Origin of the sequence: Kocuria carniphila (assembly GCF_004136555.1) — a bacterium.
Lineage (GTDB): Bacteria > Actinomycetota > Actinomycetes > Actinomycetales > Micrococcaceae > Kocuria > Kocuria carniphila.
The window spans coordinates 76,867-102,644 of sequence record NZ_NOIT01000016.1 but is presented as its reverse complement, the minus strand read 5'-3'; the positions used below and the strand labels follow the sequence as shown (position 1 = coordinate 102,644).

The 25,778-nt window shown below is 63.2% G+C and carries 20 protein-coding genes, 4 tRNA genes and 2 pseudogenes; 12 read left to right on the top strand and 14 right to left on the bottom strand.

The window, feature by feature from the left end; all coding sequences use genetic code 11:
• Positions 1–365: 365 nt before the first annotated feature.
• Complete coding sequence (locus EWV37_RS12515) at positions 366–1,436, top strand: IS110 family RNA-guided transposase (RefSeq protein WP_119933844.1); 1,071 nt, start codon at positions 366–368, stop codon at positions 1,434–1,436.
• 16 nt (positions 1,437–1,452) lie between these two features.
• Positions 1,453–1,683, top strand: a pseudogene (locus tag EWV37_RS12510) (integrase core domain-containing protein); the annotation flags it as partial.
• A gap of 164 nt (positions 1,684–1,847) precedes the next feature.
• On the opposite strand, the gene EWV37_RS12505 reads toward EWV37_RS12510, so the two are convergent.
• The 11 genes from EWV37_RS12505 to EWV37_RS12455 all read right to left on the bottom strand — a co-directional run bounded on the left by EWV37_RS12505 (position 1,848) and on the right by EWV37_RS12455 (position 13,510).
• Positions 1,848–1,920 (bottom strand) — tRNA-Glu (locus EWV37_RS12505).
• Between the two features lie 121 nt (positions 1,921–2,041).
• Positions 2,042–2,113, bottom strand: a tRNA-Gln gene (locus EWV37_RS12500).
• An 85-nt stretch (positions 2,114–2,198) separates the two neighbouring features.
• Complete coding sequence (gene gltX / locus EWV37_RS12495) at positions 2,199–3,713, bottom strand: glutamate--tRNA ligase (RefSeq protein WP_129701935.1); 1,515 nt, start codon at positions 3,711–3,713, stop codon at positions 2,199–2,201.
• A 144-nt stretch (positions 3,714–3,857) separates the two neighbouring features.
• On the bottom strand, positions 3,858–4,631 hold the full coding sequence (locus EWV37_RS12490) for a fumarylacetoacetate hydrolase family protein (RefSeq protein WP_095797310.1): 774 nt from the start codon (positions 4,629–4,631) through the stop codon (positions 3,858–3,860).
• Between the two features lie 54 nt (positions 4,632–4,685).
• On the bottom strand, positions 4,686–5,783 hold the full coding sequence (locus EWV37_RS12485) for a branched-chain amino acid aminotransferase (RefSeq protein WP_095797311.1): 1,098 nt from the start codon (positions 5,781–5,783) through the stop codon (positions 4,686–4,688).
• A gap of 26 nt (positions 5,784–5,809) precedes the next feature.
• The gene (locus tag EWV37_RS12480) at positions 5,810–6,889 is read right to left on the bottom strand and encodes a 3-isopropylmalate dehydrogenase (RefSeq protein WP_095797312.1); all 1,080 of its coding nucleotides are present in this window, start codon (positions 6,887–6,889) and stop codon (positions 5,810–5,812) included.
• 131 nt (positions 6,890–7,020) lie between these two features.
• On the bottom strand, positions 7,021–8,574 hold the full coding sequence (metG, locus tag EWV37_RS12475; RefSeq protein ID WP_129701933.1) for a methionine--tRNA ligase: 1,554 nt from the start codon (positions 8,572–8,574) through the stop codon (positions 7,021–7,023).
• A 146-nt stretch (positions 8,575–8,720) separates the two neighbouring features.
• The gene (gene ilvC, locus EWV37_RS12470) at positions 8,721–9,746 is read right to left on the bottom strand and encodes a ketol-acid reductoisomerase (protein ID WP_129701932.1); all 1,026 of its coding nucleotides are present in this window, start codon (positions 9,744–9,746) and stop codon (positions 8,721–8,723) included.
• 90 nt (positions 9,747–9,836) lie between these two features.
• Positions 9,837–10,346, bottom strand: coding sequence for an acetolactate synthase small subunit (ilvN, locus tag EWV37_RS12465; RefSeq protein ID WP_095797315.1), 510 nt, complete (start codon positions 10,344–10,346; stop codon positions 9,837–9,839).
• A gap of 3 nt (positions 10,347–10,349) precedes the next feature.
• On the bottom strand, positions 10,350–12,230 hold the full coding sequence (locus EWV37_RS12460; protein ID WP_129701930.1) for an acetolactate synthase large subunit: 1,881 nt from the start codon (positions 12,228–12,230) through the stop codon (positions 10,350–10,352).
• Positions 12,231–12,523: 293 nt separating this feature from the next.
• Positions 12,524–13,510, bottom strand: coding sequence for an NAD(P)-dependent oxidoreductase (locus EWV37_RS12455; RefSeq protein ID WP_095797317.1), 987 nt, complete (start codon positions 13,508–13,510; stop codon positions 12,524–12,526).
• Positions 13,511–13,682: 172 nt separating this feature from the next.
• Here EWV37_RS12455 and EWV37_RS12450 point away from each other — a divergent pair.
• Positions 13,683–13,755 (top strand) — tRNA-Lys (locus tag EWV37_RS12450).
• Between the two features lie 115 nt (positions 13,756–13,870).
• Here EWV37_RS12450 and EWV37_RS12445 read toward each other — a convergent pair.
• Positions 13,871–15,041 (bottom strand): annotated as a pseudogene (locus tag EWV37_RS12445) (IS1249 family transposase).
• 140 nt (positions 15,042–15,181) lie between these two features.
• Positions 15,182–15,670: a MarR family winged helix-turn-helix transcriptional regulator gene (locus tag EWV37_RS12440; protein ID WP_129701928.1), complete on the bottom strand. Its 489-nt coding sequence runs from the start codon at positions 15,668–15,670 to the stop codon at positions 15,182–15,184.
• A gap of 206 nt (positions 15,671–15,876) precedes the next feature.
• Between EWV37_RS12440 and bcp the strand changes: the two genes are divergently transcribed.
• The 9 genes from bcp (at position 15,877) to EWV37_RS12395 (ending at position 24,382) form a co-directional block, all read left to right on the top strand.
• Positions 15,877–16,347 (top strand): thioredoxin-dependent thiol peroxidase, encoded by a 471-nt coding sequence (gene bcp, locus EWV37_RS12435; RefSeq protein WP_095797319.1) that lies wholly within the window; start codon positions 15,877–15,879, stop codon positions 16,345–16,347.
• Between the two features lie 109 nt (positions 16,348–16,456).
• Positions 16,457–16,541, top strand: a tRNA-Leu gene (locus EWV37_RS12430).
• A 49-nt stretch (positions 16,542–16,590) separates the two neighbouring features.
• Positions 16,591–18,207: an ABC transporter substrate-binding protein gene (locus EWV37_RS12425; protein ID WP_238663255.1), complete on the top strand. Its 1,617-nt coding sequence runs from the start codon at positions 16,591–16,593 to the stop codon at positions 18,205–18,207.
• Between the two features lie 115 nt (positions 18,208–18,322).
• The gene (locus EWV37_RS12420) at positions 18,323–19,807 is read left to right on the top strand and encodes a malate:quinone oxidoreductase (RefSeq protein WP_095797320.1); all 1,485 of its coding nucleotides are present in this window, start codon (positions 18,323–18,325) and stop codon (positions 19,805–19,807) included.
• Between the two features lie 241 nt (positions 19,808–20,048).
• Positions 20,049–20,495, top strand: coding sequence for a MarR family winged helix-turn-helix transcriptional regulator (locus EWV37_RS12415; protein ID WP_238663254.1), 447 nt, complete (start codon positions 20,049–20,051; stop codon positions 20,493–20,495).
• Between the two features lie 136 nt (positions 20,496–20,631).
• The gene (locus EWV37_RS12410; protein ID WP_129701926.1) at positions 20,632–21,756 is read left to right on the top strand and encodes a YihY/virulence factor BrkB family protein; all 1,125 of its coding nucleotides are present in this window, start codon (positions 20,632–20,634) and stop codon (positions 21,754–21,756) included.
• Positions 21,757–21,764: 8 nt separating this feature from the next.
• Positions 21,765–22,556, top strand: coding sequence for an alpha/beta fold hydrolase (locus EWV37_RS12405; RefSeq protein WP_129701924.1), 792 nt, complete (start codon positions 21,765–21,767; stop codon positions 22,554–22,556).
• A gap of 48 nt (positions 22,557–22,604) precedes the next feature.
• Positions 22,605–23,702 (top strand): S-(hydroxymethyl)mycothiol dehydrogenase, encoded by a 1,098-nt coding sequence (locus EWV37_RS12400; RefSeq protein ID WP_095797324.1) that lies wholly within the window; start codon positions 22,605–22,607, stop codon positions 23,700–23,702.
• Positions 23,699–24,382, top strand: a complete 684-nt coding sequence (locus tag EWV37_RS12395; protein WP_193554319.1) for an MBL fold metallo-hydrolase — start codon at positions 23,699–23,701, stop codon at positions 24,380–24,382. Before EWV37_RS12400 ends, EWV37_RS12395 begins: the two co-directional genes overlap by 4 nt.
• Positions 24,383–24,470: 88 nt before the next feature.
• On the opposite strand, the gene EWV37_RS12390 is transcribed toward EWV37_RS12395, so the two are convergent.
• Positions 24,471–25,772, bottom strand: a complete 1,302-nt coding sequence (locus tag EWV37_RS12390) for an MFS transporter (RefSeq protein ID WP_129701922.1) — start codon at positions 25,770–25,772, stop codon at positions 24,471–24,473.
• Positions 25,773–25,778: the final 6 nt, after the last annotated feature.

Here is a 25,778-nt window from a genome sequence, read left to right as displayed (position 1 = left end):
ACCACAGCGATGCCGGGTCGCAATACACATCCGTGCGGCTGAGCGAGCACCTCGCACTCGAGGGCATCAATCCTTCGGTCGGATCGGTTGGCGATGCCTACGATTGTCAGCCTCTTTCTACCCGGTTCCGCAAGGATTGGGGAGTCCCGGCCGACGCGGTCTGACCCTTGCTTACGATTGGCCCGCAGGGTGCCTTTGCGTTGATCTGTCGACCGTCCGGCCGGGCACGCAGCAAGCACTGCCGCCGGATCGGGCGTGACCTAATAGGAGCCTGGAGCAGCATGTCGAGAGCGTCCCCGTGACAGTCCTGTCCACCCGCCGGCGACAGCGTGAGACCACGCTAACCGTCAAGGGAGACAGGCGCCATGAGCACTCTCGAAACCGTCCACTCCGGGCACGTCGTCATCGGCGTCGATACCCATAAGCACATCCACGTCGCCGCCGTGCTCGACACCATCGGCGGCATCCTCGCTACCCTCACCGTCCCCACCGATACCGGCGGTTTCAAACAGCTTCTCGCCTGGGCGGACTCGTTCGGGAAGGTCCTCGCGTTCGGCATCGAGGGCACCGGCTCCTACGGAGCGACGCTGACTTCCTTCCTGCGTCGCCATGGACACAAGGTCGTCGAAGCAGGACGCCCTGACCGCCGCCAGCGGCGCATGAACGGGAAGTCCGACACCCTCGACGCGGAGAACGCCGCCCGCTCCGTACTCGCCGGCTTCGCGACAGTCATCCCGAAAACCGCGGACAGCAGCGTCGAGATGATCAGGCAGCTCAAGATCGCGCACGATTCAGCCGTCACCGACCGCTCCGCCGCGATGATCTCGATGAAGGCGATGCTCGTCCACGCCGACGACACGCTGCGCCGGGAGACGAACCGGATGACACCGATCAAGCTCGCCCGCCACCTCGCAGCACTGCGCCCTCGGAACCTCGAGACGCCCTCAGACTCTCTCCGCCATGCCCTGCGCTCGCTGGCCCGCCGATGGCAGCACCTGGACAGCGAAGCCCAGGAACTCCGGGCATCGATCGAGGCGCTCGTCAATCGCACCGCACCGCAACTGCTGGAGCAGTTCGGGATCGGCGTCGATACCGCAGCAGAGATCCTGATCGTCGCCGGCGACAACCCCGAACGGATCCACTCCGAAGCCGCATTCGCGAAGCTCGCCGGCATCAGCCCCGTCCCGACCGGGTCCGGGATGACCAGCGGCCGACACCGCATCAACCACGGCGGGCACCGGCAGCTGAACGCCGCGATCTACCGCACCGTGATCGTCCGGATGAGGTTCCACGAGCCGACCATCGCCTACGTCGCCCGTCGGACCGCTGAAGGCAAGAGCAAGCGCGACATCATCCGCTGCCTGAAGCGCTACGTCATCCGCGAGGTCTACCACCTCATCAAGGTCAACCCCCGCACCGGCGAAATCGCGAGTTGACAACTATAGGAGCGTCAACGCCCTCATGGAGACCATCAACGGGTTGTTCAAGACCGAGTGCATCCGAACCACGGTCTTCCACCCCGGTCCCTACCGGACTCTCGCAGACGTCGAGTACGCGACCGCTGGATGGGTCGAGTGGTACAACAACCGCCGCCTCCACGGCACCCTCGGGATGCTCACCCCGGTAGAGTTCGAAACGCTCCACTATCAGGCCCTCACCCGAGAGCCCGAACCCACAAAGTAGCGGCCGAGAACCCGGGCCGGTTCACCCGGGCCATACACACATTTTGGCCTTTAACCCCATTTTGGCCTTTAACCCCACTTTTTGGCCTTTAACCCTTATAGGCACCGCCGTCAGGGCACGAAAAAACCCCGCCTCCAAAAGGAGACGGGGTTTCGTCACATGCGTGACCCCAGCGGGATTCGAACCCGCGTTACCGCCGTGAGAGGGCGGCGTACTAGGCCGCTATACGATGGGGCCCTAGTTGACCGAGAAGCTTTTCGGCTCAATCGACGGACTAAACAGTAACATCAGATTGTGCCAGCACCAACTTGCTCGCTCGGTGCATTCCATCCGCTGCTAGATCAGTGGATGGTCAGCGCTGGGATACCAGGACTCGAACCTAGAACGACGGTACCAGAAACCGCTGTGTTGCCAATTACACCATATCCCAATGTTTTGCTAGGGCTTTCGCTCCCGCGCAACGAGCAATAACTATACCCGCTCGCTGCGCGGGAGCCAAACCGACGAAAGGGCGCCTAGCTGAGCTGCGCGGCGAGGGCCTTGATCCGGTTCAGGGAGGATCCCTTACCCAGGATTTCGAGTGACTCGAACAGGGGCGGGGAGATTCGCTCACCGGACACGGCTGTGCGCACGGGGCCGAAGGCCAGACGCGGTTTGATTTCCAAGCCCTCGACAATTGCCTCGCGCAGAGCGGTCTCGATGTTCTCCGCAGTGAAGTCCTCCAGCGGCTCGAGTGCATCAATGGCGGCTTGCAGAACCTGCGGAGCGCTCTCCTTGAGCTGCTTCTGAGCATCCGGGGCGATTTGGATCTGATCATCGGAGCGGAACAGGAATCCCAGCAGGCCCGGGGTCTCGCCCAGCAGGTTCATGCGTTCCTGCACCAGGGGTGCTGCCTGATCCAGGATCGTGTTCTGCTCATCGGTCAGGGTCTCCCCCACCAGTCCGGCGGACTGCAGGTACGGAATTAAACGATTGCGGAAGTCCTGCGGATCCAACAAACGGATGTGGGTGCCGTTGATGGCCGTGGCCTTCTTGACGTCGAAGCGCGCGGGGTTGGCCAGAACGTTGTGGATGTCGAAGTTCTCCACGAGCTGTTCCACGCTGAAGATGTCCTCGTCCGCGGACAGTGACCAGCCCAGCAGAGCAAGATAGTTCAGTAGACCCTCGGGAATGAAGCCGTTGTCCCGGTGGTGGAACAGGTTGGATTCGGGATCGCGCTTGGACAGCTTTTTGTTGCCTTCACCCATCACGTAGGGCAGGTGACCGAACTCCGGGATGAACTCGGCCACTCCGATGTCCATGAGCGCGCGGTACAGCGCAATCTGGCGCGGGGTCGAGGAGAGCAAGTCCTCGCCGCGCAGCACCTGGGTGATACCCATCAAGGCGTCATCCACCGGGTTCACCAGGGTGTAGAGCGGCTTGCCGTTGGCGCGTGCCACCACGAAGTCAGGCACCGACCCCGCCTTGAAGGAGATCTCACCGCGGACCAAGTCGTTGAAGGAGATGTCCTCGTCCGGCATGCGCAGACGGAGCACCGGCTTGCGGCCCTCGTCGCGGAATGCCTGCTTCTGCTCATCGGTCAGGTCACGGTCATAGTTGTCGTAACCGAGCTTGGGGTCCTCACCCTTGGCCCTGTGGCGCGCCTCCACCTCGTCCGGAGTGGAGAAGTCCTCGTACACATGACCGGACTCGACCAGCTTGGCCAGGACGTCCTGGTAGATGTCACCGCGCTGGGACTGGCGGTAGGGCTCGTGCGGGCCGCCCACGTTGACGCCCTCGTCCCAGTCGATACCCAACCAGGCGAGTGCGTCGAGGATCTGGCCGAAGCTCTCCTCGGAGTCGCGGGCGGCATCCGTGTCCTCGATGCGGAAGACCATGGTGCCGCCGGTGTGGCGGGCCCAGGCCCAGTTGAACAGTGCGGTGCGGATCAGTCCCACGTGCGGAGTGCCCGTGGGTGACGGGCAGAAGCGGACGCGCACGGGAGTGTCGGCGGAAACGGTGGGGTGAAGTGAAGTCTGGAGGTCAGTCATGATGTGACCATTCTAGGCTCACGTGTCACCGCGCCCGCATTCACGCCGTTCTTCGGGGCATTCTGCAGGACCCGGTGATCACAGCTTTACAGGATAAGAGCCCTGCGGACTGCGACCACCGGAGACCGGCTGCGGGGACTGGGACTATCGGCGCAGCACCGTGGTGAGGCGACCGATACCTTCGATGTCCACGTCCAAGGTGTCGCCCTCGTCCACGATGCCCACACCGGCCGGGGTGCCCGTGAGAATCACGTCACCGGGCAGCAGCGTGAATGCTTGGGACACGTAGGAGACCAGAGTGGGCACATCGAAGACCATGTCTCCGGTGTTGCCGTCCTGCTTGAGTTCCCCGTTGACGCGGGACTGTACGGCGAGTGAGGTGGTATCCAGCTCGGTCTCGACCCACGGACCCAGGGGGCAGGCGCCGTCGAAACCCTTGGCGCGTGCCCACTGACCGTCCGTCTTCTGCGCGTCGCGGGCGGTGAGGTCGTTGGCCCCGGTGTAGCCGAAGACGACCTCGGGAACGCGCTCGACCGGAACGTCCTTACACATGCGCCCGATGACCACGGCGAGCTCCGCCTCGTAGGAGACCTGCTCGGTCCAGGACGGCAACGACACGGGGTCGCCGGGACCGGAGACGGCCGTGTTGGGCTTGAAGAACAGCATGGGGCTGGTGGGCAGCTCGTTACCCATCTCGGCGGCGTGGTCCGCGTAATTGCGACCAACACACACGATCTTGGAGCGCGGAATCACCGGTGCCAGCAACCGCACCTCGGAGATGTCCACCGTGCGATCGAGGGGCTGCACGCCCACGTAGAGGGGGTCGCCCGAAAGATAGGTGATTTTCTCCTGACCCTCGGGGCAGGAGACCACGCCGAAGTGAATTTCATTGTCAAAGGTGAACCGTGCAATGCGCATGCCTTTAGGCTACACAGCACGGTCCACCTCGACCCCGCGTTGAGCGGTGAGCGATCAAGCCAGTCGCGTGAGCCAGCCGTGCGTGTCCTCCACGCGACCGGTCTGGATGTCCAGCAGCTGCTGACGCAGGGACATGGTGACTTCGCCCGGCTGGTCGTCCTCGTTACCGATGACTTCATCGTTGCTGACGAGACGACGAACCGGTGCGATGACCGCCGCGGTGCCGCACGCGAACACCTCGGTCAACTCGCCCGAGGCCTTACCTTCGCGCCATTCATCCAGCGTGAACCGACGTTCCTCGACCTGCAGACCGCGTTCCTTGGCGAGTTCGATGATCGAGCGGCGGGTCACGCCTTCGAGGATGGTTCCGGTGAGTTCGGGGGTCACCACGCGGCCGTCCTTGAACACGAAGAACACGTTCATGCCACCGAGTTCTTCAATGGCATCGTCGCGCTCGTGGTCGAGGAACAGCACCTGGCTGCAGCCGTGGGCGTCACCTTCCATTTGGGCAATCAACGACGCCGCATAGTTGCCACCGCACTTGGCCGAACCGGTGCCGCCCTTGCCAGCGCGAGCGTAGGTGCGCGACAACCAGATGTCCACGGGCTCCACGGTGCCGAAGTAATTACCGGCCGGGGACGCGATCACCGAGAACCGCGCCTGCCGCGAAGGACGCACGCCCAAGAACGGTTCCGTCGCGATCATGAAAGGACGCAGGTAGAGGGACTCGCCGTCACCGGAGGGCACCCACTTCTCGTCCGTGCTCACCAATTCCCGCACGGCATCCACGAACGTTTCTTCGGGCAGGGCCGGCAGCGCCAGCCGCTCAGCGGACTGGTTCAACCGAGCCGCGTTCGCCTCCGGGCGGAAGGTCCACACCGAGCCGTCCTCGTGCCGGTAGGCCTTGAGCCCCTCGAAGATCTCCTGGCCGTAGTGGAACACGGCAGCGGAAGGATCCAACGCGATGGGACCGTACGCCTCCAGGCGCGGGTTCTCCCACTGTCCGTTGCCCTTCTCCACGTCACCGGTCCAGTCGATGGAGATCATGTTGTCCGTGAAATGCACGCCGAAGCCGGGGTTGGCCAAAATGGCGTTCCGAACCTCACCGGTGGCCGGATGCGGGTTGGGCTGACGGACGAACTGGGTGCTCAAGAGTGTTCTCCTTCGACTGCTCGGATTCAGGCGGCTTTCAGGGCGGCCACAATGTGGTCACCCACCTGATCGGTGCTGCGCTGCTCATTGCCGTGCGTCTCGAGATCCCGGCGCACTGCCTGGTTGATCTGGTCTGCGAGATCCTCGTGGCCCAGGTGTTCCAGCATCATGGCGGCGGCGAGGATGGAAGCCACCGGCTGAGCTGTTGCGGTTCCCGCGATGTCCGGAGCGGAACCGTGAACGGGCTCGAACATGGACGGCGCGGTGCGATCTGCGTTGATATTACCGCACGGTGCCAGGCCGATACCGCCGGTCACGGCGCCCGCCTGGTCCGTGAGGATGTCGCCGAACAGGTTGTCGGTCACGATCACGTCGAACCGGGAGGGATCGGTGGTCAGGAAGATCGTGGCGGCATCGATGTGCAGATAGTCCACGGTGACGTCCGGGTACTGCGGCGCGAACTCGTTGACGGTCTCCTGGTACAGGCGACCAGCGTTGACCAGCACGTTGTGCTTGTGCACCAGGGTGAGCTTCTTGCGGGGACGCTTCTGGGCCAGCTCGAACGCGTACTTGACCAGGCGGCGCACACCGTGGGCGGTATTGATCGAGACCTCGGTCGCGATCTCGTGCTCGGTGCCTTGGCGCACGCGGCCGCCGTTGCCGGCGTAGAGGCCCTCGGTGCCTTCGCGGACCACCACGAAATCGATGTCTCCGGGCTCGGCCAGCGGGCTGGTGGTTCCCGGGTACAGGGTGGCCGGGCGCAGGTTGATGTAGTGATCGAACGTGAAGCGCAGTTTCAGCAGCAGATCACGCTCGAGGATTCCGGAGGGAATGCGGGTGTCATTGGGGGCCGCACCGACCGCGCCGAACAGGATAGCGTCGTGGCCGCGAAGTTTGTCCATGGTCTCGTCGCTGAGGACTTCGCCCGTGGCCAACCAGTGCTCCGCGCCCAGCGGGTAGGTGGTCTTGTCCAGGGTGATGCCCGCGGGTTCGGTCACGGCATCGAGTACTTTCACCGCCTCGGCAACGACCTCGGGGCCGATTCCGTCTCCGGGAATCACGGCGATCGAGTACTTGGTGGCTGCGTTCGACGATGCTTCGCTCATGCTCCCAGCCTAAATCCGGCGGGCGCGGGTATTCCACAACGTGAATTCATGTCTCGGATATTGAGACAGCAAGACGGCGGCGCCGCAATGTTCCCATGACGACGCCGCCGCATCACCTACAGCTCGTGCGTTCAGTCCTTGAGGACCTCGGGTTCTTCGTAGCGCGGGAACACACCGGTCGGCTTGGGCAGCTCGGTGCCGGGCGCGAGGCGCTGGGAAATCGCCGCGTACTGCCGGGCTTCACCCTCGGGCTGACCGAGTTGGGTCAGCAGCTTGGCCATGGAATCCGGCATGACCGGCTGCACCAGGATCGACACGATGCGCAGCACTTCCGCGGTCACGTACAGCACGGTGGCCATGCGCTCGGGATCCGTCTTACGCAGCACCCACGGCTCCTGCGCCGTGAAGTAGCGGTTGGCGTTGGCGATCACGCGCCACACACCCTCCAACCCGCGGTGGAACGCTTGTGCGTCAAAGGCGGTGCGGAACGTCTCGACCACGGCGTTGGCCTCGTCGAGCATGGCCTGATCCTCGGCCGTGAACTCACCCGGTTCGGGGACCACTCCCCCAAGGTTCTTGGCGACCATGGACAGACTGCGCTGGGCCAGGTTGCCCAGATCGTTGGCCAGATCCGAGTTGATGCGTGAAGCAATCGCGTCGTGAGAGTAATTGCCGTCCTGGCCGAAAGGAACCTCGCGCAACAGGAAGAAGCGCAGCTGGTCCAGTCCGTACTCCTCGATGAGTGAGTGCGGGTCGATCACATTGCCAACGGACTTGGACATCTTCTCGCCCTGGTTGAACAGGAAGCCGTGGGCATACACGCGCTTGGGCAGTTCCAGTCCGGCGGACATCAGGAATGCCGGCCAGAACACTGCGTGGAATCGCGCGATGTCCTTACCGATCAAATGCAAATCCGCGGGCCAGTACTTCTGGAAGTTGGTGTCCTCGGTGTCCGGGTAGCCCAGACCGGTCAGGTAGTTGGTCAGGGCGTCCACCCACACATACATCACGTGGTCCGGGTTGCCCGGAACGGGCACACCCCAGTCGAACGTCGTGCGTGAGATCGACAGGTCCTGCAAACCGCCGTTCACAAAGGACGCGATCTCGTGGGAGCGAGTCTCGGGCTGCACGAAGCCGGTCTTGTACAGTTCCAGCAGTTTGTCCTGGTAGGCCGAGAGGCGGAAGAAGTAGCTCTCCTCCTCGGTCCACGTCAGTTCGGTGCCGGTGCCGATCGAATAGCGCTGGCCGTCCTCGCGGACCTCGGTCTCGTCCTCGGCGTAGTAGGCCTCGTCGCGCACGGAGTACCAGCCGGCGTACTTGTCCAGGTAGATGTCCCCGTTGGCCTCCATCCGCTTCCAGATGTCCTGGCTCGCGGCGTAGTGGTCCTCGTCCGTGGTGCGGATGAAACGGTCGTAGCTGACCTGCAGCTCGTCGTCCATGTCCTTGAACTGGGCGGCGTTCTGGTCCGCGAGTTCACGGGGCGACACGCCCTGTTTTTCGGCGGTCTGCTGCATCTTCTGGCCGTGCTCGTCCGTTCCGGTCTGGAAGCGCACGTCGTAGCCGTCCAGTCGCTTGAATCGCGCCATGGTGTCCGCGGCAATCGCCTCGTACGCGTGCCCGATGTGCGGGGACCCGTTCGGGTAGGAAATCGCGGTGGTCAGGTAGTAGGGAATCTGCTCGCTCACGCCCTCCACTCTAGCGACCGTCCGCCACTTTTCTTGCTTCGGGAACACCGGACAGCACGACGCCGCCGCGAGAGTTCGCGTGAACTCTCGCGGCGGCGTCGGCGATCGAACTACGGCACCCAACTGGAGTGCCGGATCAGGACCGATCAGCGAGCGGCAGTGCCCTCGGTGTAGTCCTCATCGGTCTGCTCCCACGCGAAGAGGGAGCGCAGTTCGCGGCCGGTCTCCTCGATGGGGTGGGACTCTTCCTTGGAGCGCAGCTCCTTGAACTCCTTGGCGCCGCTGGACTGGTCCTCCATGAAGCGCTCGGCGAAGGTGCCGTCCTGGATGTCCTTGAGAACTGCCTGCATGTTCTCCTTGACGTGAGCGTCAGCCACGCGCGGGCCGGAGACGTAGTCGCCGTACTCAGCGGTGTCGGAGATGGACCAGCGCTGCTTGGCGATGCCGCCTTCGACCATCAGGTCCACGATCAGCTTGAGCTCGTGGAGCACCTCGAAGTAGGCGATCTCCGGCTGGTAGCCGGCCTCGGTGAGGACCTCGAAGCCCTGCTGCACCAGGTGCGACATGCCGCCGCACAGTACGGCCTGCTCGCCGAACAGGTCCGACTCGGTCTCCTCGGTGAAGGTGGTCTCAATGACGCCCGCGCGGGTGCCACCGATGCCCTTGGCGTAGGACAGTGCCAGCTCGAGTGCCTTGCCGGAAGCGTCGACCTCGACGGCCACGAGGTCGGGCACGGCGCGGCCGGCTTCGAACTCGCGGCGCACGGTGTGGCCGGGACCCTTGGGTGCGACCATGGCCACGTCAACGCCCTCAGGGGCCTTGATGTAACCGAAACGGATGTTGAAACCGTGGGCGAAGAAGATGGCGTCGCCCTCGTTCAGGTTGTCCTTGATGGACTCCTCGAAGACCTTGGCCTGGACCTGGTCCGGGGTCAGGATCATGATGACGTCGGCTTCCTTGGCGGCCTCGGCCACGGTGAGCACGCGCAGACCGTGTGCTTCGGCCTTCGCACGAGACTTGGAACCCTCGGCCAGACCGATGCGGACGTCCACGCCGGAATCACGCAGGTTCAGCGCGTGGGCGTGACCCTGGGAGCCGTAACCGATGATGGCCACGGAGCGGTTCTGGATGATCGACAGATCTGCATCGTCGTTGTAGTAGATCTTTGCCATGGGGTTGTCTATCTCCTCATTCGATGGTGGGACTGCTGTTCAGATCGAGCACCGCGTCCCGAGCGGAACCCGATCAAGGGTGAGGTGGTGCTAGTGCCGCAGCGCGCGGTCCGACATGGACTTGGGACCGCGTCCCAAGGCCAGCGTGCCAGCGCGAACAATTTCTCGCACGCCGAACGGTTCCAACACGTCCAGCAGGGCGTGGATCTTGTCCCGCGCGCCCGTGGATTCGATGACCACGGACTCGGTGGAGACATCCACGATGGTGGCCCGGAACAGGTTTGCAGCCTGGGTGACCTGCAAACGCGTGGACGCGTCCGCGCGCACCTTGACCATGATGTGGTCACGCTGCACGGAGTTCTCCGGGGCGAGCTCAACAATCTTGATGACGTTGATGAGCTTGTTCAGTTGCTTGGTGACCTGCTCCAGCAATTCGCCGTCAGCATCCACCACCACGGTGATCCGGGAAATCCCGGGCAGCTCTGTGGGGCCCACGGCCAGGGAGTGGATGTTGAACGCACGGCGAGCGAACAAACCGGCAACGCGCGTCAGCACGCCGGGCTTGTCTTCAACCAGAACGGAGAGAGTATGACGGCTCATTGATTAGTCCTCCGAGTTCCAGTCAGGAGTCAGGTTTTTAGCAATTTGGATCTGGTCGTTGGACACGCCCGAGGGCACCATGGGCCAGACCATGGCGTCGGCGGACACCACGAAGTCGATCACCACGGGCCGGTCGTTGATCTCCAAGGCCTGCTTGATCACGTCATCCACCTCGTCGTCGCTTTCGCAACGCAGGGCAGCGCAACCGTAGGCCTCGGCCAGCTTCACGAAATCCGGTACGCGGCGTGAATTGTGACCGGTGTTCAACTCGGTGTTGGAGTAACGACCGTCGTAGAACAGGGTCTGCCATTGACGCACCATGCCCAGCGACGAGTTATTGATCACCGCGACCTTGATGGGGATGTTGTTGATCACGCACGTGGCCAGTTCCTGATTGGTCATCTGGAAGCAGCCGTCGCCGTCGATCGCCCACACCACGCGGTCCGGCTGGGACACCTGTGCGCCCATGGCGGCGGGAACGGCGAAGCCCATGGTGCCCAGGCCTGCCGAGTTCAGCCACTGGCGGGGACGCTCGTAGTCAACGAACTGGGCGGACCACATCTGGTGCTGACCCACGCCGGACACGTACACGGCCTCCGGGCCGGTCAGGGCCGAGATGCGCTCGATCACGTGCTGGGGGCTGCCCAGTCCGTCATCGGTGCGGGTGTAGCCCAGCGGGTAGGTGTCGCGCAAGGTGGACAGCGTGGTCCACCACGTGCCGAGGTCCGGCTTCTCGGCGGTCTCGAATTCCTGCCGGACCGCATCCGTCAGGTCCGAAATCACGGTCTTGAGGTCGCCCACGATCGGGACGTCCGCCGTACGGTTCTTAGAGATCTCGGCGGGGTCGATGTCCGCGTGGATCACCTTGGCGTTCGGTGCGAAAGTGTCCAGCTGACCGGTGACGCGGTCGTCGAAGCGCGCGCCCAGGGTGATCAGCAGGTCCGATTGCTGCATCGCGTACACGGCCGGCACCGTGCCGTGCATGCCCGGCATACCCAGGTTCAGCTCGTGCGAATCCGGGAACACGCCTCGCGCCGTCAGCGTGGTGACCACGGGCGCTCCGGTGAGCTCCGCGAGTTCGAGGAGCTCCGCAGCGGCGTCGGCGCGCATGGTTCCGCCGCCCGTGTAGAGCACCGGGCGATCGGCGGCCGCAATGAGGCGGGCCGCTTCCTTGATCTGCTTGGAGTGACCGCGCGTGACCGGGCGATAACCGGGCAGATCCAGCTGGGGCGGCCAGTTGAACGTCATGGTCGAGACCTGGGCGTCCTTGGAGACGTCCACCAGGACGGGACCCGGACGACCGGTCGAAGCCAGGTGGAAGGCCTCGGCCAACACCCGGGGAATGTCGTTGGGATCGGTCACCAAGTAGGAGTGCTTGGTGATGGGCATGGTCATGCCCACGATGTCCGCTTCCTGGAACGCGTCGGTTCCAATGAATGCGCTCGAGACCTGACCGGTGATGGCCACCATGGGGATCGAGTCCATATTGGCGTCCGCAAGAGCGGTGACCAGGTTGGTGGCACCGGGGCCCGAGGTCACAATGCAGACACCCGTGCGACCGGATGCCAAGGCATAACCTTCGGCGGCGTGTCCCGCGCCCTGCTCGTGACGCACCAGGATGTGGTTGATCTTCTCCGCGTCCATCAGGGGGTCATAGGTGGGAAGGATTGCACCACCCGGGAGACCGAAGACATCCGTGACCCCGAGCTGCTCGAGTGAACGGATGATGGCTCGCGAACCCGTCATTTCCTCCGGGCCCTCAGCACCGACCACCGCGGTGGCCACGGGGTGCTGATCCGTCTCCGCGCCCACCAGTGACGCGGAGGTGTTCTCGGCTCGCCGATGGGCCATCACGGCCGGTGAGATCGGCTGATCCTTACTCATAGTGGATATTTCCTTTACCTGCTGTTGGTGCTGAACGCCGGGCGGGCCGTCCCCTGACCGATAACGGTGAGCCGATGCGGGTCGTTATACATAAGGAAAGGCCCTCACGCCACGGGTTTCGTGAGCGTTCGGGCCTGTGTCCACGCGCGACGTATTTTCCTCAGGCCCGATGTCCGATAAGAACAACGACTCCAAGGTCTACGACGTCACTGGGTGCGAACTGCATGACACCCACTGTAGTGAGGCGCGCGTCTCTTGTGTCAATCTTCGGACACCATGTCTCACATTATGAACTACTCCCCCGCGGAATCGAGATCGAGTCGCCCGGATTGCACCAAAAATTGCGGCGCCTTACCGGCTTTGATGAGTTCGATCTGCTGCAGGATCAGATCCCGCACGCGCGGCCGATAAGACACGTTGGAGCCACCCACGTGCGGCAGCACGATGGAGCCCGCCGCGCTCATGAGCGGATGGTCACCGGGCAGGGGTTCAGGATCAACCACGTCGAGAGCGCAACGGAGCCGGCCCGCGACCACTTCTTCGGTCAACGCGTCCGTGTTGACCAACGAGCCGCGACCCACGTTGACCACCAGGGCGTCGTCGGGCAGTTTGGCGAGCATCGCGGCGTTGAACAAGTTCTCCGTCTTCTCGGTCAGGGGCAGGGCCACCACCAGAATGTCGGTTTCGGGCAGGATCTGGTCCAGTTCATCAACGCCGCGCACCTGGCCCTGTTCATCCTCCCGGGCCGACGACGCCACGCGGGTGATCTCAACCTCGAACGGGCGCAGGCGGTCAATCACGGCCGATCCGATTTCCCCGATGCCCACCACGGCGACCCGGGAGTCGGCCACGGCGCGGGAAAAGTACCGCTTGTAGACACCTTCCTTCTGCTGCAGGATCGCCCGATCCATGTTTCGCTGGGCGGCGATGATCAGACCCACCGCGATCTCAGCGGTGCCGGCTGCGTGTACCCAGCCCGCCGAGGCGAGTGCGACGTCCGGGCCGATTCGTTCTGGCACCCCGTTGTAGCCGGTGGACTGCAATTGCAGAAGCTTGACGTTCTCCACCACGGACGGGTCCTTCATCCAGCGACCGCTGAAGTACGGAGCCACGGCGATATCGATGTCCTCGCGGGCGCAACCCTCAGGCTCACCTTCCAAATCCCACAGCACACAGGTGAAGTCCCTGAGTTCGTCGCTGATCTGATCGAAGAGTTTTTGCTCGGGCAGTGAGATCACGCGCAGGTCTGACAAGGCAACGTCGGGGTGCTGAGAAGTCATGGCTCCATGGTACGTGCGAGCCCCGCTGGGAACGTGTCCGGCGCCACGCACGCTTAATTGGACAGATCGCCATGCGGTGCTAAAGTTATCTCTCGTTGCGCAGGGGAAACCCGGCACGGAGCGGTTCCTCACGGATCCGATCATGTGCTAACTTTCTTCTTCGGTAACGCCAGCGCCTCTAGCTCAATTGGCAGAGCAATTGACTCTTAATCAATGGGTTCTGGGTTCGAGTCCCAGGGGGCGCACCCCGAATGATCCGGCCGCATTGCACCAGCAATGTGGCCGGATTTTTTTACTTTCCGAGCCTCCGGTGCACAGAAAAAGGGTTAAAGGCCAAAATGTGTGTATGGCTCGGGTGTGTCATGGGTGGTTTCGGCCTGCCCAGCCGTGTTGGATGCCGTTGCCGTCTTCCCAACTGAAGGCGTTGTCATAGAGGGACGGCCCGATCGGTTCGTCCTGGTGTTGGGGGCGTGTTGGTGGTGGGTTCCAGTGTTCTTCCCGGGCGAGGTCCCAGGGGTTTCTGGGGTGTTCGGTGAGGGAGTTCAGTAACCAGTCCACGGCCCGTCGAGCGTGCTTGTCGGGCATTCCGCGGTGGGCTCGTAGGAGTTCTTTGATGGCTTTGTTCGCCCCCGCCCTCCAACGGTGAGGTCGTGCGGTCGATCTTCACCCCGGTTCCCGGTGCCAGGGCGGGGTTGAGCCAGGTGAAGAGGTTGTGGTGGCGGATCAGGGTCCGGTAGAACCTGCGGGCTCGGCGTAGGCGTTGATGGGTGTACCACCAGGCCCGGTTCTCGTTCACCCCGGTGGGGCGTAGTACTCCTTTGCCCGGGCGGGAGCGTTGTTTCAAGAACGTCTCCCATTTCGCTTCCCAGGTGGCGTAGGCGCCCATCCAGACCGCGGCTTGGTCCAGGTCGGTGACTGCCATCAGCGCCCGGGTCAGACGCATCAGTTCTTGGCCGGCTTCCAGGCGTGGTGAGAGGCTCAGGTGCCGGCGGATAGCGGTGTAGATGTGGAAGTAGCAGCGCTGAACCGCGGTGTGGGGCCACCCCTGGCGCAGGGCCGCGTGCAGGCCGGTGCCACCGTCGATGATGGCCACGACCGGGGCCGGGATCCGGTTCAACAGCGCCACCCAGGCGGCTTTTTTCTCGTGGTCACACCATTGCCAGTCCACCACGTGGGTGCCGGTGTAGGCGATGAGCACGCACCAGCTGTTGAAGTAGGTGCCATCGAGGATGATCTGGTGGTGGATCACCCCTGTCGGCTCCGGGCGTGGGACAGGTACTCGCCAGCACCAGGCGGTGGCTCTCCTGAAGGTGCGGGGGCTACCGCTGAAATCGCTGCTCTTCGCTCCGTGCACAAGCCAGGCGTGAAACCAGTCCAGTTGGGCTCGTCGGGTGAGCTGTTCGCGGTGGATGGTGGTTGAGGCCCCGCACCGCGGACATCGCCATCGGGTCCGACCAGCGCTGGTCTTCCCGTTCTTCACCAACGGTTGAGCGCATACACCACAAGAGGGTCTGTTTCGTGGAAGGGGCACCAGACATGCTCCCAGAGCATGTCAAAGCCCCTAGAACGGTGCTATCGCAGGCAAGCAAGCCCCCGCCATACACACATTTTGGCCTATAACCCCAGAAAAACTGCGCCACCCTGGGAAGGGTGGCGCAGTTGCTCAGAAATTTACTGTTTGGCCGTCACGGGATCGTCACTGTCCTGCCGCACCACACCGTCGTCGGAAACTTCCAGCTTCCACCGGGCGCCGCCCAGAGTTGAAATGATCTCCGCCAAGGAACGACGGAGGTTCTCATCCACCAGGGTGCCTTCACCCAGCAGATCGTTTTCCAGTTTGGAGGCCGTGGCCAGCACCTGCTCCCCCTCGGGAGAAATGGACACGACGTGTGAACGGCGATCACGAACGTTCTTGGATCGGGTGATGTGCCCGTGGACTTCCAGTCGGTGCAGGGTCTTGCCCATGGTCTGCGCTTGAACGCGGACCTTGTGTGCGAGTTGCGCTTGGGTCATGCTGCCCTCAGCTTGCAGGACGTCCAGGGCCATCACGCCCGCGTGGGTAATACCGAGAGATGCCAGGCTCTCGTTCCACGCATGCTCCACTAGACGCGCTGCCGTGGAAAGCAGGCGATTCGTGGGCCACTGGTTTCTATAAGACATACGCTCTACTATACCCGCTTCGGATCAACCCATCAGACTATGGTCAGGGTACTGATAAGGCAAGTTTATGACATAGATTTCTACGCTCAAGCGGATAACCTACGCATGAACCTGTCTTCGAACTCTTCAGTTGTAACACTGTCATGCTATCGCGCAGCCAGTCGAGATGCGAGACGACTGTCACTCATTGGAAAGGAATCCCCTCTATGACAAGCACGTTGATCGTCGGAGAACCCGCACCCGAATTCACCCTGCCCGACGCTAACGGTCGGGACGTGTCGCTGGCCGACTTCCGCGGCCAGCGGGTGATCGTCTACTTCTACCCGAAGGCCTCAACGCCCGGCTGCACCACGCAGGCCTGTGATTTCCGCGACAACCTGGCCGCGTTCACGTCCGAGGGTTTCGCGGTGCTGGGCATTTCCCCTGACGCGCCGGCAGCCCTCGAGCGATTCACGAACAAGCAAGAACTCACCTTCCCGTTGCTTTCCGACGAGGATCACAGAGTGGCCGAGGCCTACGGAGCCTGGGGCGAGAAGAAGAACTATGGGAAGACCTATGAAGGTCTTATCCGCTCCACCGTTGTGGTGGACGCCGCTGGAAACGTGGAGCTCGCCCAACACAACGTGCGCGCCAAGGGCCACGTGGCCAAGCTGCGCCGCGACCTCAAGCTGGACTGAGCGGCGTCGTTGCTGCTGCCCTGCGGGCCCCTGCCCGCGGGGCGGCACAATGCGCGGTGGTTGTCCGGTTACCATGGTTGACGTTCGCCGGGCGACCCCCGCGCGAGCTGCGCGAGTGGTGGAACTGGTAGACACGCAGGATTTAGGTTCCTGTGCCTCACGGCGTGCGGGTTCGATTCCCGTCTTGCGCACCATCCCGGATAGCTCCGGTTCAGCTGTCGTTCGGTGAAAGGATCAGCTCCGTTGAGCACCTCGGATTTCCAGATCGGTCGTCGCGGCTTCTTGGCCGTGGCCGGGCTGGGAGTGGTGCTCACAGGCTGCGGCTCGTCCGATCCGCGATCGGGTTCCTCCCCTGCCGCGCCCGATGCGTCATTCGTGTTCGCCCAGGCTGCAGCACCGGCGACTCTGGATCCGTCCATCAGCAATTCCGTGGAGACGTCGCGCATTGCCGCACAGATCCTCGAGGGGCTGGTCAAGGCCGATCCCTCAACCGGAGAACCACAGCCCGGTCTCGCCGAATCCTGGGAGACCAACGACGACGATCGTTCCGTCACCTTCACGCTCCGACGAGGCATCACGTTCCACGACGGCGCCGCACTCGACGCGCACGCGGTGCGCGCCAATTTCGACAAGTGGCGCGCACAGGCCGAGTCGGACGAACCCTGGGCACCCCGCACATCCTTTGCCACCGTCTTCCGCCACGGGAACTCGGAGCCTTCCATATCGTCCAGCTACGAGGGCTGCGAGGTCATCGACGATCGCACCGTTAAAGTTGTTCTGCGGCACGCCTACTATCCCTTGTTGCACGCGCTGACCCAGCCGTCGTTCGGCATTGCCTCGCCGGAGGCCATCACCTCCGGTACCTCACACGTCCATCCCGTGGGGACCGGACCGTTCCGCTTCATCGCCGCCGAGGCGCGGTCCGTCCAACTCAGCGTCAATCCGGACTACTGGGGAGAACTTGGTCATCTGGGCACCGTGGAGTTCCGCAGCATCCCTGACCCAAAGGTGCGTTACGCGGCCCTCGTCTCGGGCCAGGTGGACGCCTACGACCAGGTTGGCCTCGACGCTTTCGCTCCCCTGGCGCGCAGTGGCACGCAGGTGCTCTTCCGGGACCCCTACTCGGTGTCCTACGTGGGCATCAATCAGCGTGTGCCAATTCTCCGGGACATCAAGGTGCGCCGTGCGATCGCGGCCTCGATCGACCGCGGTGCCATTGCCCGCGAGCTCTTTCCCAACGGCACCAATGTGGCCGATCAGTTCATCCCCGCGCGCTTCAATGTGGACGGCGAGGATCTCAAGGTCCCCGGCTTCAACCCCCAGCGTGCCCGGGAGTTGCTGGCCGATTCCACTTACGACGGCGCCCCGCTCACCTTTTACTATCCGCGCAACACGTCGCGGCTGTACCTCCAGCAACCGGAGCAGGTCTTCGCGATGATCTCCTCCCAACTGACACGGGCGGGATTCAATCTGGACCCGGTGGCCGTGAACTGGGACGACGACTACGTGCAGAAGGTCACGGATCCACAGTCACCTCACGCCCTCAGTCTGCTGGGCTGGAGCGGTGGTTTCCGCGACCCGGACAATTTCTTGGGGCCCCTGCTCGGATCCCCCAATGCAGAACTCGGCGTCCGGGACCCGGGCTTGTTCACCGCGGTCAATCGAGCTGCCGCCATGTCCGGAGATGCCGCTCGAGCCAATACATACCGCGCCCTGAACAACCGCGTTTCCGAGTTGTTGCCGGCTGTCCCACTGGCCCACCCGGTCTCCGCCGTGGCGGTCAACAACCGGGTCGAAACGTTCCCCTTGACGTCCACCGGTCACGAATTGTTCAACGACCTGACCCTGCGTAACAGCTGACGGACCGGCAGTTCGTAAGGAACCTTATTCGGTGATCCTCCCGGGCTGGGGATAGTCTTGGATGCGAACCTCACGCGGCGCACCGAGGCGCCCGCAACGCATTCCGGGAGACACATTGACTTCAGCTCAGCCCACCGAATCCACCGACGTTCTTCTGGTTGGCGCCGGCATCATGAGTGCCACATTGGCGACCATCCTCAAGGATCTGCAGCCCGATTGGGACATGACCATCCTGGAGCGTCTGGACCGCGCCGGGCTGGAAAGCTCCAACGCATGGAACAACGCCGGTACCGGCCACGCGGCACTGTGTGAGCTCAATTACGCACCCCAGGCCGCAGACGGCTCGGTGAGCGCCCAGAAGGCACTCAATATCAACGAGCAGTACCACGTGACCCGCCAGCTGTGGTCCACGCTCGTGGAGAACGGTGTACTCAAGGGCGCTTCCAGCTTCATCAACCCGGTCCCGCACATTTCCATGGTGTTCGGCGAGGACCACGCCGACTACCTGCGGGCTCGCTACGACTCCTTCAAGCAGAACAAGCTGTTCGAACGAATGGAGTTCTCCGAGGACCGTGACCAGATCGCCGATTGGGCTCCGCTGACCATGCACGGTCGCGGTGCCGGGCGTGTGGCCGCCACCTTCGCCCCGGAAGGCACCGACGTGGACTTCGGTGCGCTGACCAATCAGCTGATCGACCACGTGGCCAGTAAGGGCGCCACGGTGCGCTACGGCCAACAGGTCACCACCCTGAACCGTCAGTCGGACGGCTCGTGGTTGGTCAAGGTCGAGGACCGACTCAACAGCGACAACAATCGCATCATCCACGCCAAGTTCGTGTTCCTGGGTGCCGGTGGTGGCGCCCTGCACCTGTTGCAGAAGTCCGGCATCAAGGAAGCCAAGGGTTTCGGCGGTTTCCCCGTCTCGGGTCTGTTCCTGCGCAACACCGATCCCGCCGTGACGTCCCAGCACAACGCCAAAGTCTACGGACAGGCTTCCGTGGGCGCACCGCCCATGTCCGTGCCGCACTTGGACACCCGCTACGTCAACGGCCAGAAAGCCGTGATGTTCGGTCCCTACGGCGGGTTCAAGCCGAATTTCTTGAAGCACGGTTCCTTCCTGGACTTGCCCATGTCCGTGCGCGCCCACAACCTGTACCCCATGACCCGTGCGGGCCTGGCCAACCTCGACCTGGTCAAATACCTCGTGAGCGAGTTGACCAAGACCCGCTCCCAGCGCATGGACGCCCTGCACGAGTACTACCCCACCGCCGAGGCCGGCCAGTGGGACCTGATCGAGGCCGGTCAGCGTGTTCAGGTCATGAAGAAGGATCCGCAGAAGGGCGGCGTGCTGCAGTTCGGTACCGAGCTGGTGACCAGCGCGGACGGTTCCATCGGTGCCCTCCTGGGCGCGTCCCCGGGCGCGTCCACCGCCGTGCCCATCATGTTGAACCTGCTGTCGCGCTGCTTCCCCTCCAAGGTGTCCGAGTGGGAACCCCGCCTGAAGGAACTCATTCCCGCGTACGGTGTGAAGCTCAATGACAATCCGCAGCTCGCTGACGAGATCGTGGGCCACACGTCCAAAGTGTTGGGTATCCGCTGACTAGTTGATTCACCCAGCAGCCCGGGTGGGGGCTGTGAATTCACGGGAGCATTTGTACACTTCGTACAAATGCTCCCGTGTCATTTCCACGTGCCGTTCGAGATCCAGGATGTGCACTCTTACGTGGACAGGGTTACCACCGGGTGTCACAAATGTGGACATCTGCGACACAGGAGCATCGTCTACGGTTTCGTAGCATTGGTAGAACGTCCATAGGGGGTGGACGTTTAAAGGGGGAATTATGCCATCTAGAGGGAGCATCGAAGCGTGGGAGGCCTTGAGCCGTTGCCACGTATCCGTGACCCGGGTGCTGCAACGCAACGTGAATTTGCACGGCTTGTCGCGCCGAGAGTTCGAAGTTCTGGCAACTTTGTACACCGCAGATCGGAGCGGCCTACGGCTGCGCGATCTCAACAGCCATGTGCTGCTCACCCAGTCGAGCCTGTCCAGGATGCTGGAGCGGCTCGAATCCAAAGGCCTGGTCAGCCGACGACAGGACGCTCAAGATCTGAGGGGTGTGCGCGTCACACTCACTAACGAGGGTTCCGATTTGTACGAAGCCATTTCTGTAGGCCATGACCAAATGGTTGCCGAACTCATCAGCACCGCGCTCGATCCTGAAGAGATCCGTGTGCTGACCCGATTGAACGAACGTGTCCACCAGTACTCGATGTCCCTGTCCCAATAGGAACGGTGAGTTCGGTATCACGCGGTCCTAGGGCAGTCGCGAGCCGCGCGGCGCACGATCCAGCACGTCCGGTTCAGTAGACTGTCGAAGAACTGTCATCAGCACCAGCGACATATTTCTTCGAGAGGACTGCTCGATGAGCGACCATAACCTTGAATCCACGCAGCGCCGCGATCACGCGGCCCCGGATCCGGACCATGACGCCAAGCCTGACTCCCCCACTGATCTGAAGGGGCAGTCCTGGGGATACGTGTTCAAACGTGCCATCTCGGAATTCAGCAAGGACGGTTGTACGGACCTGGCCGCGTCCCTGACATACTTCGCGGTGCTGTCGATCTTCCCGGCGCTATTGGCCCTGGTCTCGCTGCTGGGCGTGTTCGGTCAGGGCGAGGCCACTACCACGGCCATCCTGGACTTCCTGGAGCAGTACGCGCCCGCGGAACTGGTCAGCCTGTTATCCGGGCCCATTTCGCAGTTGACCACCCAGTCCGGTGCCGGATTGGCCCTGGTCGTCGGTGTTGCTGGTGCCCTGTGGACCGCTTCCGGTTACACCGGTGCGTTCGGTCGCGCCATGAACCGCATCTACGAGGTGAGCGAAGGCCGTCCCTTCTTGAAGCTCAAGCCCGTCCTTTTGCTGGTGACCTTGGCCGTGGTGCTCATTGTTGCGCTGGTCATGTTCATGGTGTTGCTCTCCGGTGACATAGCTCAGACCGCGGGTGACCTGGTGGGCCTGGGCTCCACCGCCGTGACGGTGTGGAACTGGGCCAAGATCCCGGTCATCCTGTTCCTGCTCGTGCTGATGATCGCGCTGCTTTACTACGCGACCCCCAACGTCAAGCAGCCCAAGTTCCGGTGGATGAGCCCGGGTGCCGTGATCGCGCTGGTAGTCATGATCCTGGCCGGCGTTGGTTTCGCCTTCTACGTGTCCAACTTCGCGAGCTACAACGCGACGTACGGCATCATCGGTTCCGTGATCATCCTGCTGCTGGGCCTGTGGATCATGAACAATGTGCTCCTGTTAGGTGCGGAGGTCGATGCGGAGGTCGAACGCGGCCGCCAGCTCCAGGGTGGACTGCGGGCCGAGGGCACCATCCAGTTGCCCCCGCGTGACGTCCGCCAGACCGAGAAGCTCGAGGCCAAGGAAGAGAAGCTGGAAGCCGAGGGTCGCAAGTTGCGTCTGCAGCACGACCACATCGACTATTCGTCGGACTCTGAAGGTTCTTCCAACGACTCGAAGGATTCCAAGAGCTCGGACAAATAACAGTGAGCATGTCCGAAGATCGGATCGAAGCCGGTTCGCACGTCCCTCAATTGGGCGATGAACCGGCTTCGGCCGTTAACCCGACTACGGCTGACACGCCAACGGCCACCGTCCTGCGGGAGCTGACTACCACACCCGGACCGAGCGTGCTGCTCATCCATGGTTTGGCCTCGTCCTCCGCCGCCAATTGGGTGGCCACACGGTGGGTCAGGTCATTGGGCACGGCCGGGTTCCACGTGTGGGCCGTGGATCTGCCCGCGCACGGCATGGTCAGACCCGTTCCCTCAATCACGAGGGAGACATTGTGCGCCGAGATCATCGGACATGCGCGGCGGATCTCCAGCGACCCGGTGGTTGCGGTGGGCTATTCCTTGGGTGCCCAGCTGCTGTACCAGTGCGCAGCCTCGGCTCCGTCCCGGTTTTCGCGTTTGGTCCTGGGCGGATTCAGCATGGTAGATCGGTTGACCGCCGTACTCGAGACACCAGACTTCCTGGTCGACCCCGCTCAGCGTCACCTCGCCAGGTGCCTCGTTTCCGATCCCTTCCACGCCGACGCCGCTGTACCCCACCAGCCTGCGCTCCTCTTCTCGGGCGCCGACGACGCCTGGTCCACTCCCGGTGACCACGCCGTGTTCCTGGCGGCGCGGCGGCGTCGTCGGACCGGGGAAAGCGAACCACCCACCGAGGTGCATGTGGAACCGAAACGCGACCACGTGAACGTGGTGACCTCCAAACGGGTGCGCGACACCGCAGTGCGGTTCCTCCCGGGGCGAACTCCCGGTGCCTCCCACGGTGCCTGACATAAGCTGGATGTGATGCCCGGAACACGCCAACAGGAAGGCACACAGATGCACAAGGTCAAAGGTGTAGTGGTCAAGGCCAAGAACGAACCGGCCACCGTGGAAACGATTCTGGTACCGGATCCGGGGCCCGGAGAGGCGCTCGTGGACGTGCTGACGTGCGGCGTGTGCCAAACGGATCTGCACTACAAGGTGGGCGGCGTGAGCGACGACTTCCCCTTCCTGCTCGGCCACGAGGCCGCGGGCGTGGTCAGCGCCGTGGGCGAGGGTGTGACCGAGGTCGAGGTAGGCGATCATGTGATCCTCAACTGGCGCGCGGTATGCGGCGAATGCCGGGCGTGCCGGAAGGGTGAACCGTGGTACTGCTTCAACACCCACAACGCGACCCAGAAGATGACCTTGGAAGACGGCACGGAGCTGGAGCCGGCCCTGGGTATCGGCGCGTTCGCTGAGAAAACCCTGGTGGCCGCCGGGCAGTGCACCCGCGTGGAAACACCCCTCGAGGACGACCAGTTCGCGGCTGTGGGCCTGCTGGGTTGCGGCGTGACCGCGGGTATCGGTGCCGCCATCAATACAGGTGCCGTCAAACGCGGTGAGTCCGTGGCCGTGATCGGTTGCGGCGGCGTGGGAACCGCCGCGATCGCCGGTGCCGCCTTGGCCGGGGCGACGACCATCATCGCTGTCGATCTCGACGACGAGAAGCTCGCCACCGCCAAGCGACTGGGTGCGACCCACACCGTGAACTCCAAGAACAACGACCCGGTGAAGGCCATCCAGGAACTCACCGACGGTAACGGTGCTGACCTGGTCATCGACGCCGTGGGCATCGAGCCCACGTTCAAGCAGGCGTTCCAGGCACGTGACCTGGCCGGACGCGTGGTTCTGGTGGGCGTGCCCGATCCCGGAACGACCATTGAACTGCCCCTGGACGAGATCTTCTCCCGCGGCGGCTCCATCAAATCGGCGTGGTATGGGGATACCCTGCCATCGCGTGACTTCCCCATGCTCGTGGACCAGTACAAGCTGGGCCGCCTGGACCTTGACGCGTTCGTGACCGAACGAATCGAGCTGGACCAGGTGGACGAAGCATTCGAGACCATGAAGGCCGGTAAGGTCCTGCGATCTGTAGTGGAGATGCCCCGATGAGCGAACAGCCGACCACTATCCTCAGTGACGACGAAACCGGTCTGCGGATCGACAACTGCGTCACCTCCGGAACGTTCAGCCTGGACGGTGGCACGTGGGAGGTCGACAACAACGTGTGGATCATCGGCAACGGTGTGGAATGCGCCGTCATCGATCCCGCGCACAATCCACAAGCCGTGGTCGACGCCGTGGCCGGCCGCACGATCACCCACGTGCTGCTGACCCACGGACACGATGACCACATTGCCGCGGTCCGTGAATTCGTGGACTTGGCCGACACGGACGCCGACATCTACATGCACCCGGAGGACCTGGTGCTGTGGCGCGAGGTGTTCTCCGACGGCCCCGAACCCGAGCCACTGGAGGACAACCAGAAGATCGTGGCCGGAACCGCCGCGTTGACCGTGCTCCACACTCCCGGCCACTCCCCCGGTTCCGTGGTGTTCTACGGCCCCGAGGTGGGCGGCCATGGAGTTCTGTTCAGCGGGGACACGCTGTTCCAGGGTGGCCCCGGCGCCACGGGTCGTTCCTACTCGGACTTCCCCACCATCATCGAGTCCATCCAGGAACGCATCCTGCCCCTGCCGGAGGAAACCCGGGTTCTCACCGGTCACGGGGATTCCACCACGGTGGGCGACGAGAAGCCGCACGTGAGCGAATGGATTGCCCGCGGGCACTGAGCCCGCTCATTCGGTGCCAGGTAGCGAACAGCGCTGCAGCCGATCGTCGGCTGCAGCGCTGTTTTCTCTGCCATCGCGGCCGTCGGTCTCAGGTGTGCGGGCTGGACAGCGGTGACCTACGCCAGATGTAGATGAACACAAGGGATCCGGCCAAGGGAATCAATGCCACCGAGACGGGCACGAGCGCGGCCGAAATGTAGTCGTAGCGGACGCCGAAGTACGCGCTGAGCACCAGGCCCAGGGCCATACCGGCTGAGGTCGCCGCAGTCATCCTCGAGACGAGCCCGCTGTACATGTCCTCGGGTGCGGCATACGCCGCGAGTCCATAGAGACACAGCAGACTGGGACCGATGCACAATCCGATCAAGGCCAGCACCACTGCGAATCCGAAGGCCCCGGACGGCGTGGACAACATCATGGAAGCCAAGAGGGCGGCCGTGGAATAGAGGATCCAGAGATTCCACGGACGGACCCTGGTACGCCAGGACACGGTCACCACAGCTGCGATAGCGGATGTCAGACCCAAGAAGGCGTAGAGGGCACCCATTGACGGCACGATGTCCACCGACACGGCAAACACCACCAGACACCCTTGGATTGCCCCGAGTAACGCGCCGAGCCCACCGCAACCGACCACCAACATGGAGCGCAATCGTTGAGCGGACCAGCGTCGGGCCTGTTGCAGCCGCTCCGAACTATCCCGGAGCGAGACCGTGAGAACCGGCTGTTTGAGCCTCGCGGAGGGGTGCAGCATGAAGATGGTGATCATGACCACCGAGAGCACAGCGGAAACACGCAATACCGTTTGGGGACCGGCCGTGGTCGCGATCAATCCGGTGATAGCGGCACCGGTGACCACCGACATGGCCTCGCTCACGGACTCCGCTCGCATGGCAGTGGGCAACAAATCCGCGCGTTGGCGATGTTCCAGGAGGGAGTTCCAGCGGATTCGACACACCAGGCCCTGCGGGGCCAACGACAAACCCGCGAAGAAGAACGGCAGGAACATTCCCAGACTGTCGATCCCCGTGGGCACGGATTCAATGGGCGCCAACGGCAGCAGCCACATGACCATGCCCTGCAGCAGTGCCAGCACCACCATGCCCCATTGCCGCCAGGGAACGTTGACAAAGAAGGTCATGAGAACGCCGCACAGTGCACTCCCCAGGCACACTGCTGCGGAACTCAGGGCAGCCGCCCAGGGCGAAGCCGTCTGGGTTGCCACCCACGTAATCACGCCGAGCGGGGCCAGCACTTGCGGCAGGCGCAGCGCCAACGTGATCCAGGTCAGGCCGCGCCCACCCAGCCCGTTGAGCACCTGGACATCTCTGATCAGCTCAGGTGCCGATTTGGAGGTGATGGGCGAGGGCGCAGGCACTGAGGAACTCACGGCATC

Bases quoted from the DNA above. Each gene is read 5' to 3' on its own strand.
- EWV37_RS12515 (WP_119933844.1), top strand. From the start codon at position 366: ATGAGCACTCTCGAAACCGTCCACTCCGGGCACGTCGTCATCGGCGTC.
- gltX (WP_129701935.1), bottom strand. From the start codon at position 3,713: ATGACTGACCTCCAGACTTCACTTCACCCCACCGTTTCCGCCGACACT.
- EWV37_RS12490 (WP_095797310.1), bottom strand. From the start codon at position 4,631: ATGCGCATTGCACGGTTCACCTTTGACAATGAAATTCACTTCGGCGTG.
- EWV37_RS12480 (WP_095797312.1), bottom strand. From the start codon at position 6,889: ATGAGCGAAGCATCGTCGAACGCAGCCACCAAGTACTCGATCGCCGTG.
- ilvC (WP_129701932.1), bottom strand. From the start codon at position 9,746: ATGGCAAAGATCTACTACAACGACGATGCAGATCTGTCGATCATCCAG.
- ilvN (WP_095797315.1), bottom strand. From the start codon at position 10,346: ATGAGCCGTCATACTCTCTCCGTTCTGGTTGAAGACAAGCCCGGCGTG.
- EWV37_RS12460 (WP_129701930.1), bottom strand. From the start codon at position 12,230: ATGAGTAAGGATCAGCCGATCTCACCGGCCGTGATGGCCCATCGGCGA.
- EWV37_RS12455 (WP_095797317.1), bottom strand. From the start codon at position 13,510: ATGACTTCTCAGCACCCCGACGTTGCCTTGTCAGACCTGCGCGTGATC.
- EWV37_RS12440 (WP_129701928.1), bottom strand. From the start codon at position 15,670: ATGTCTTATAGAAACCAGTGGCCCACGAATCGCCTGCTTTCCACGGCA.
- bcp (WP_095797319.1), top strand. From the start codon at position 15,877: ATGACAAGCACGTTGATCGTCGGAGAACCCGCACCCGAATTCACCCTG.
- EWV37_RS12415 (WP_238663254.1), top strand. From the start codon at position 20,049: ATGCCATCTAGAGGGAGCATCGAAGCGTGGGAGGCCTTGAGCCGTTGC.
- EWV37_RS12410 (WP_129701926.1), top strand. From the start codon at position 20,632: ATGAGCGACCATAACCTTGAATCCACGCAGCGCCGCGATCACGCGGCC.
- EWV37_RS12405 (WP_129701924.1), top strand. From the start codon at position 21,765: ATGTCCGAAGATCGGATCGAAGCCGGTTCGCACGTCCCTCAATTGGGC.
- EWV37_RS12400 (WP_095797324.1), top strand. From the start codon at position 22,605: ATGCACAAGGTCAAAGGTGTAGTGGTCAAGGCCAAGAACGAACCGGCC.
- EWV37_RS12395 (WP_193554319.1), top strand. From the start codon at position 23,699: ATGAGCGAACAGCCGACCACTATCCTCAGTGACGACGAAACCGGTCTG.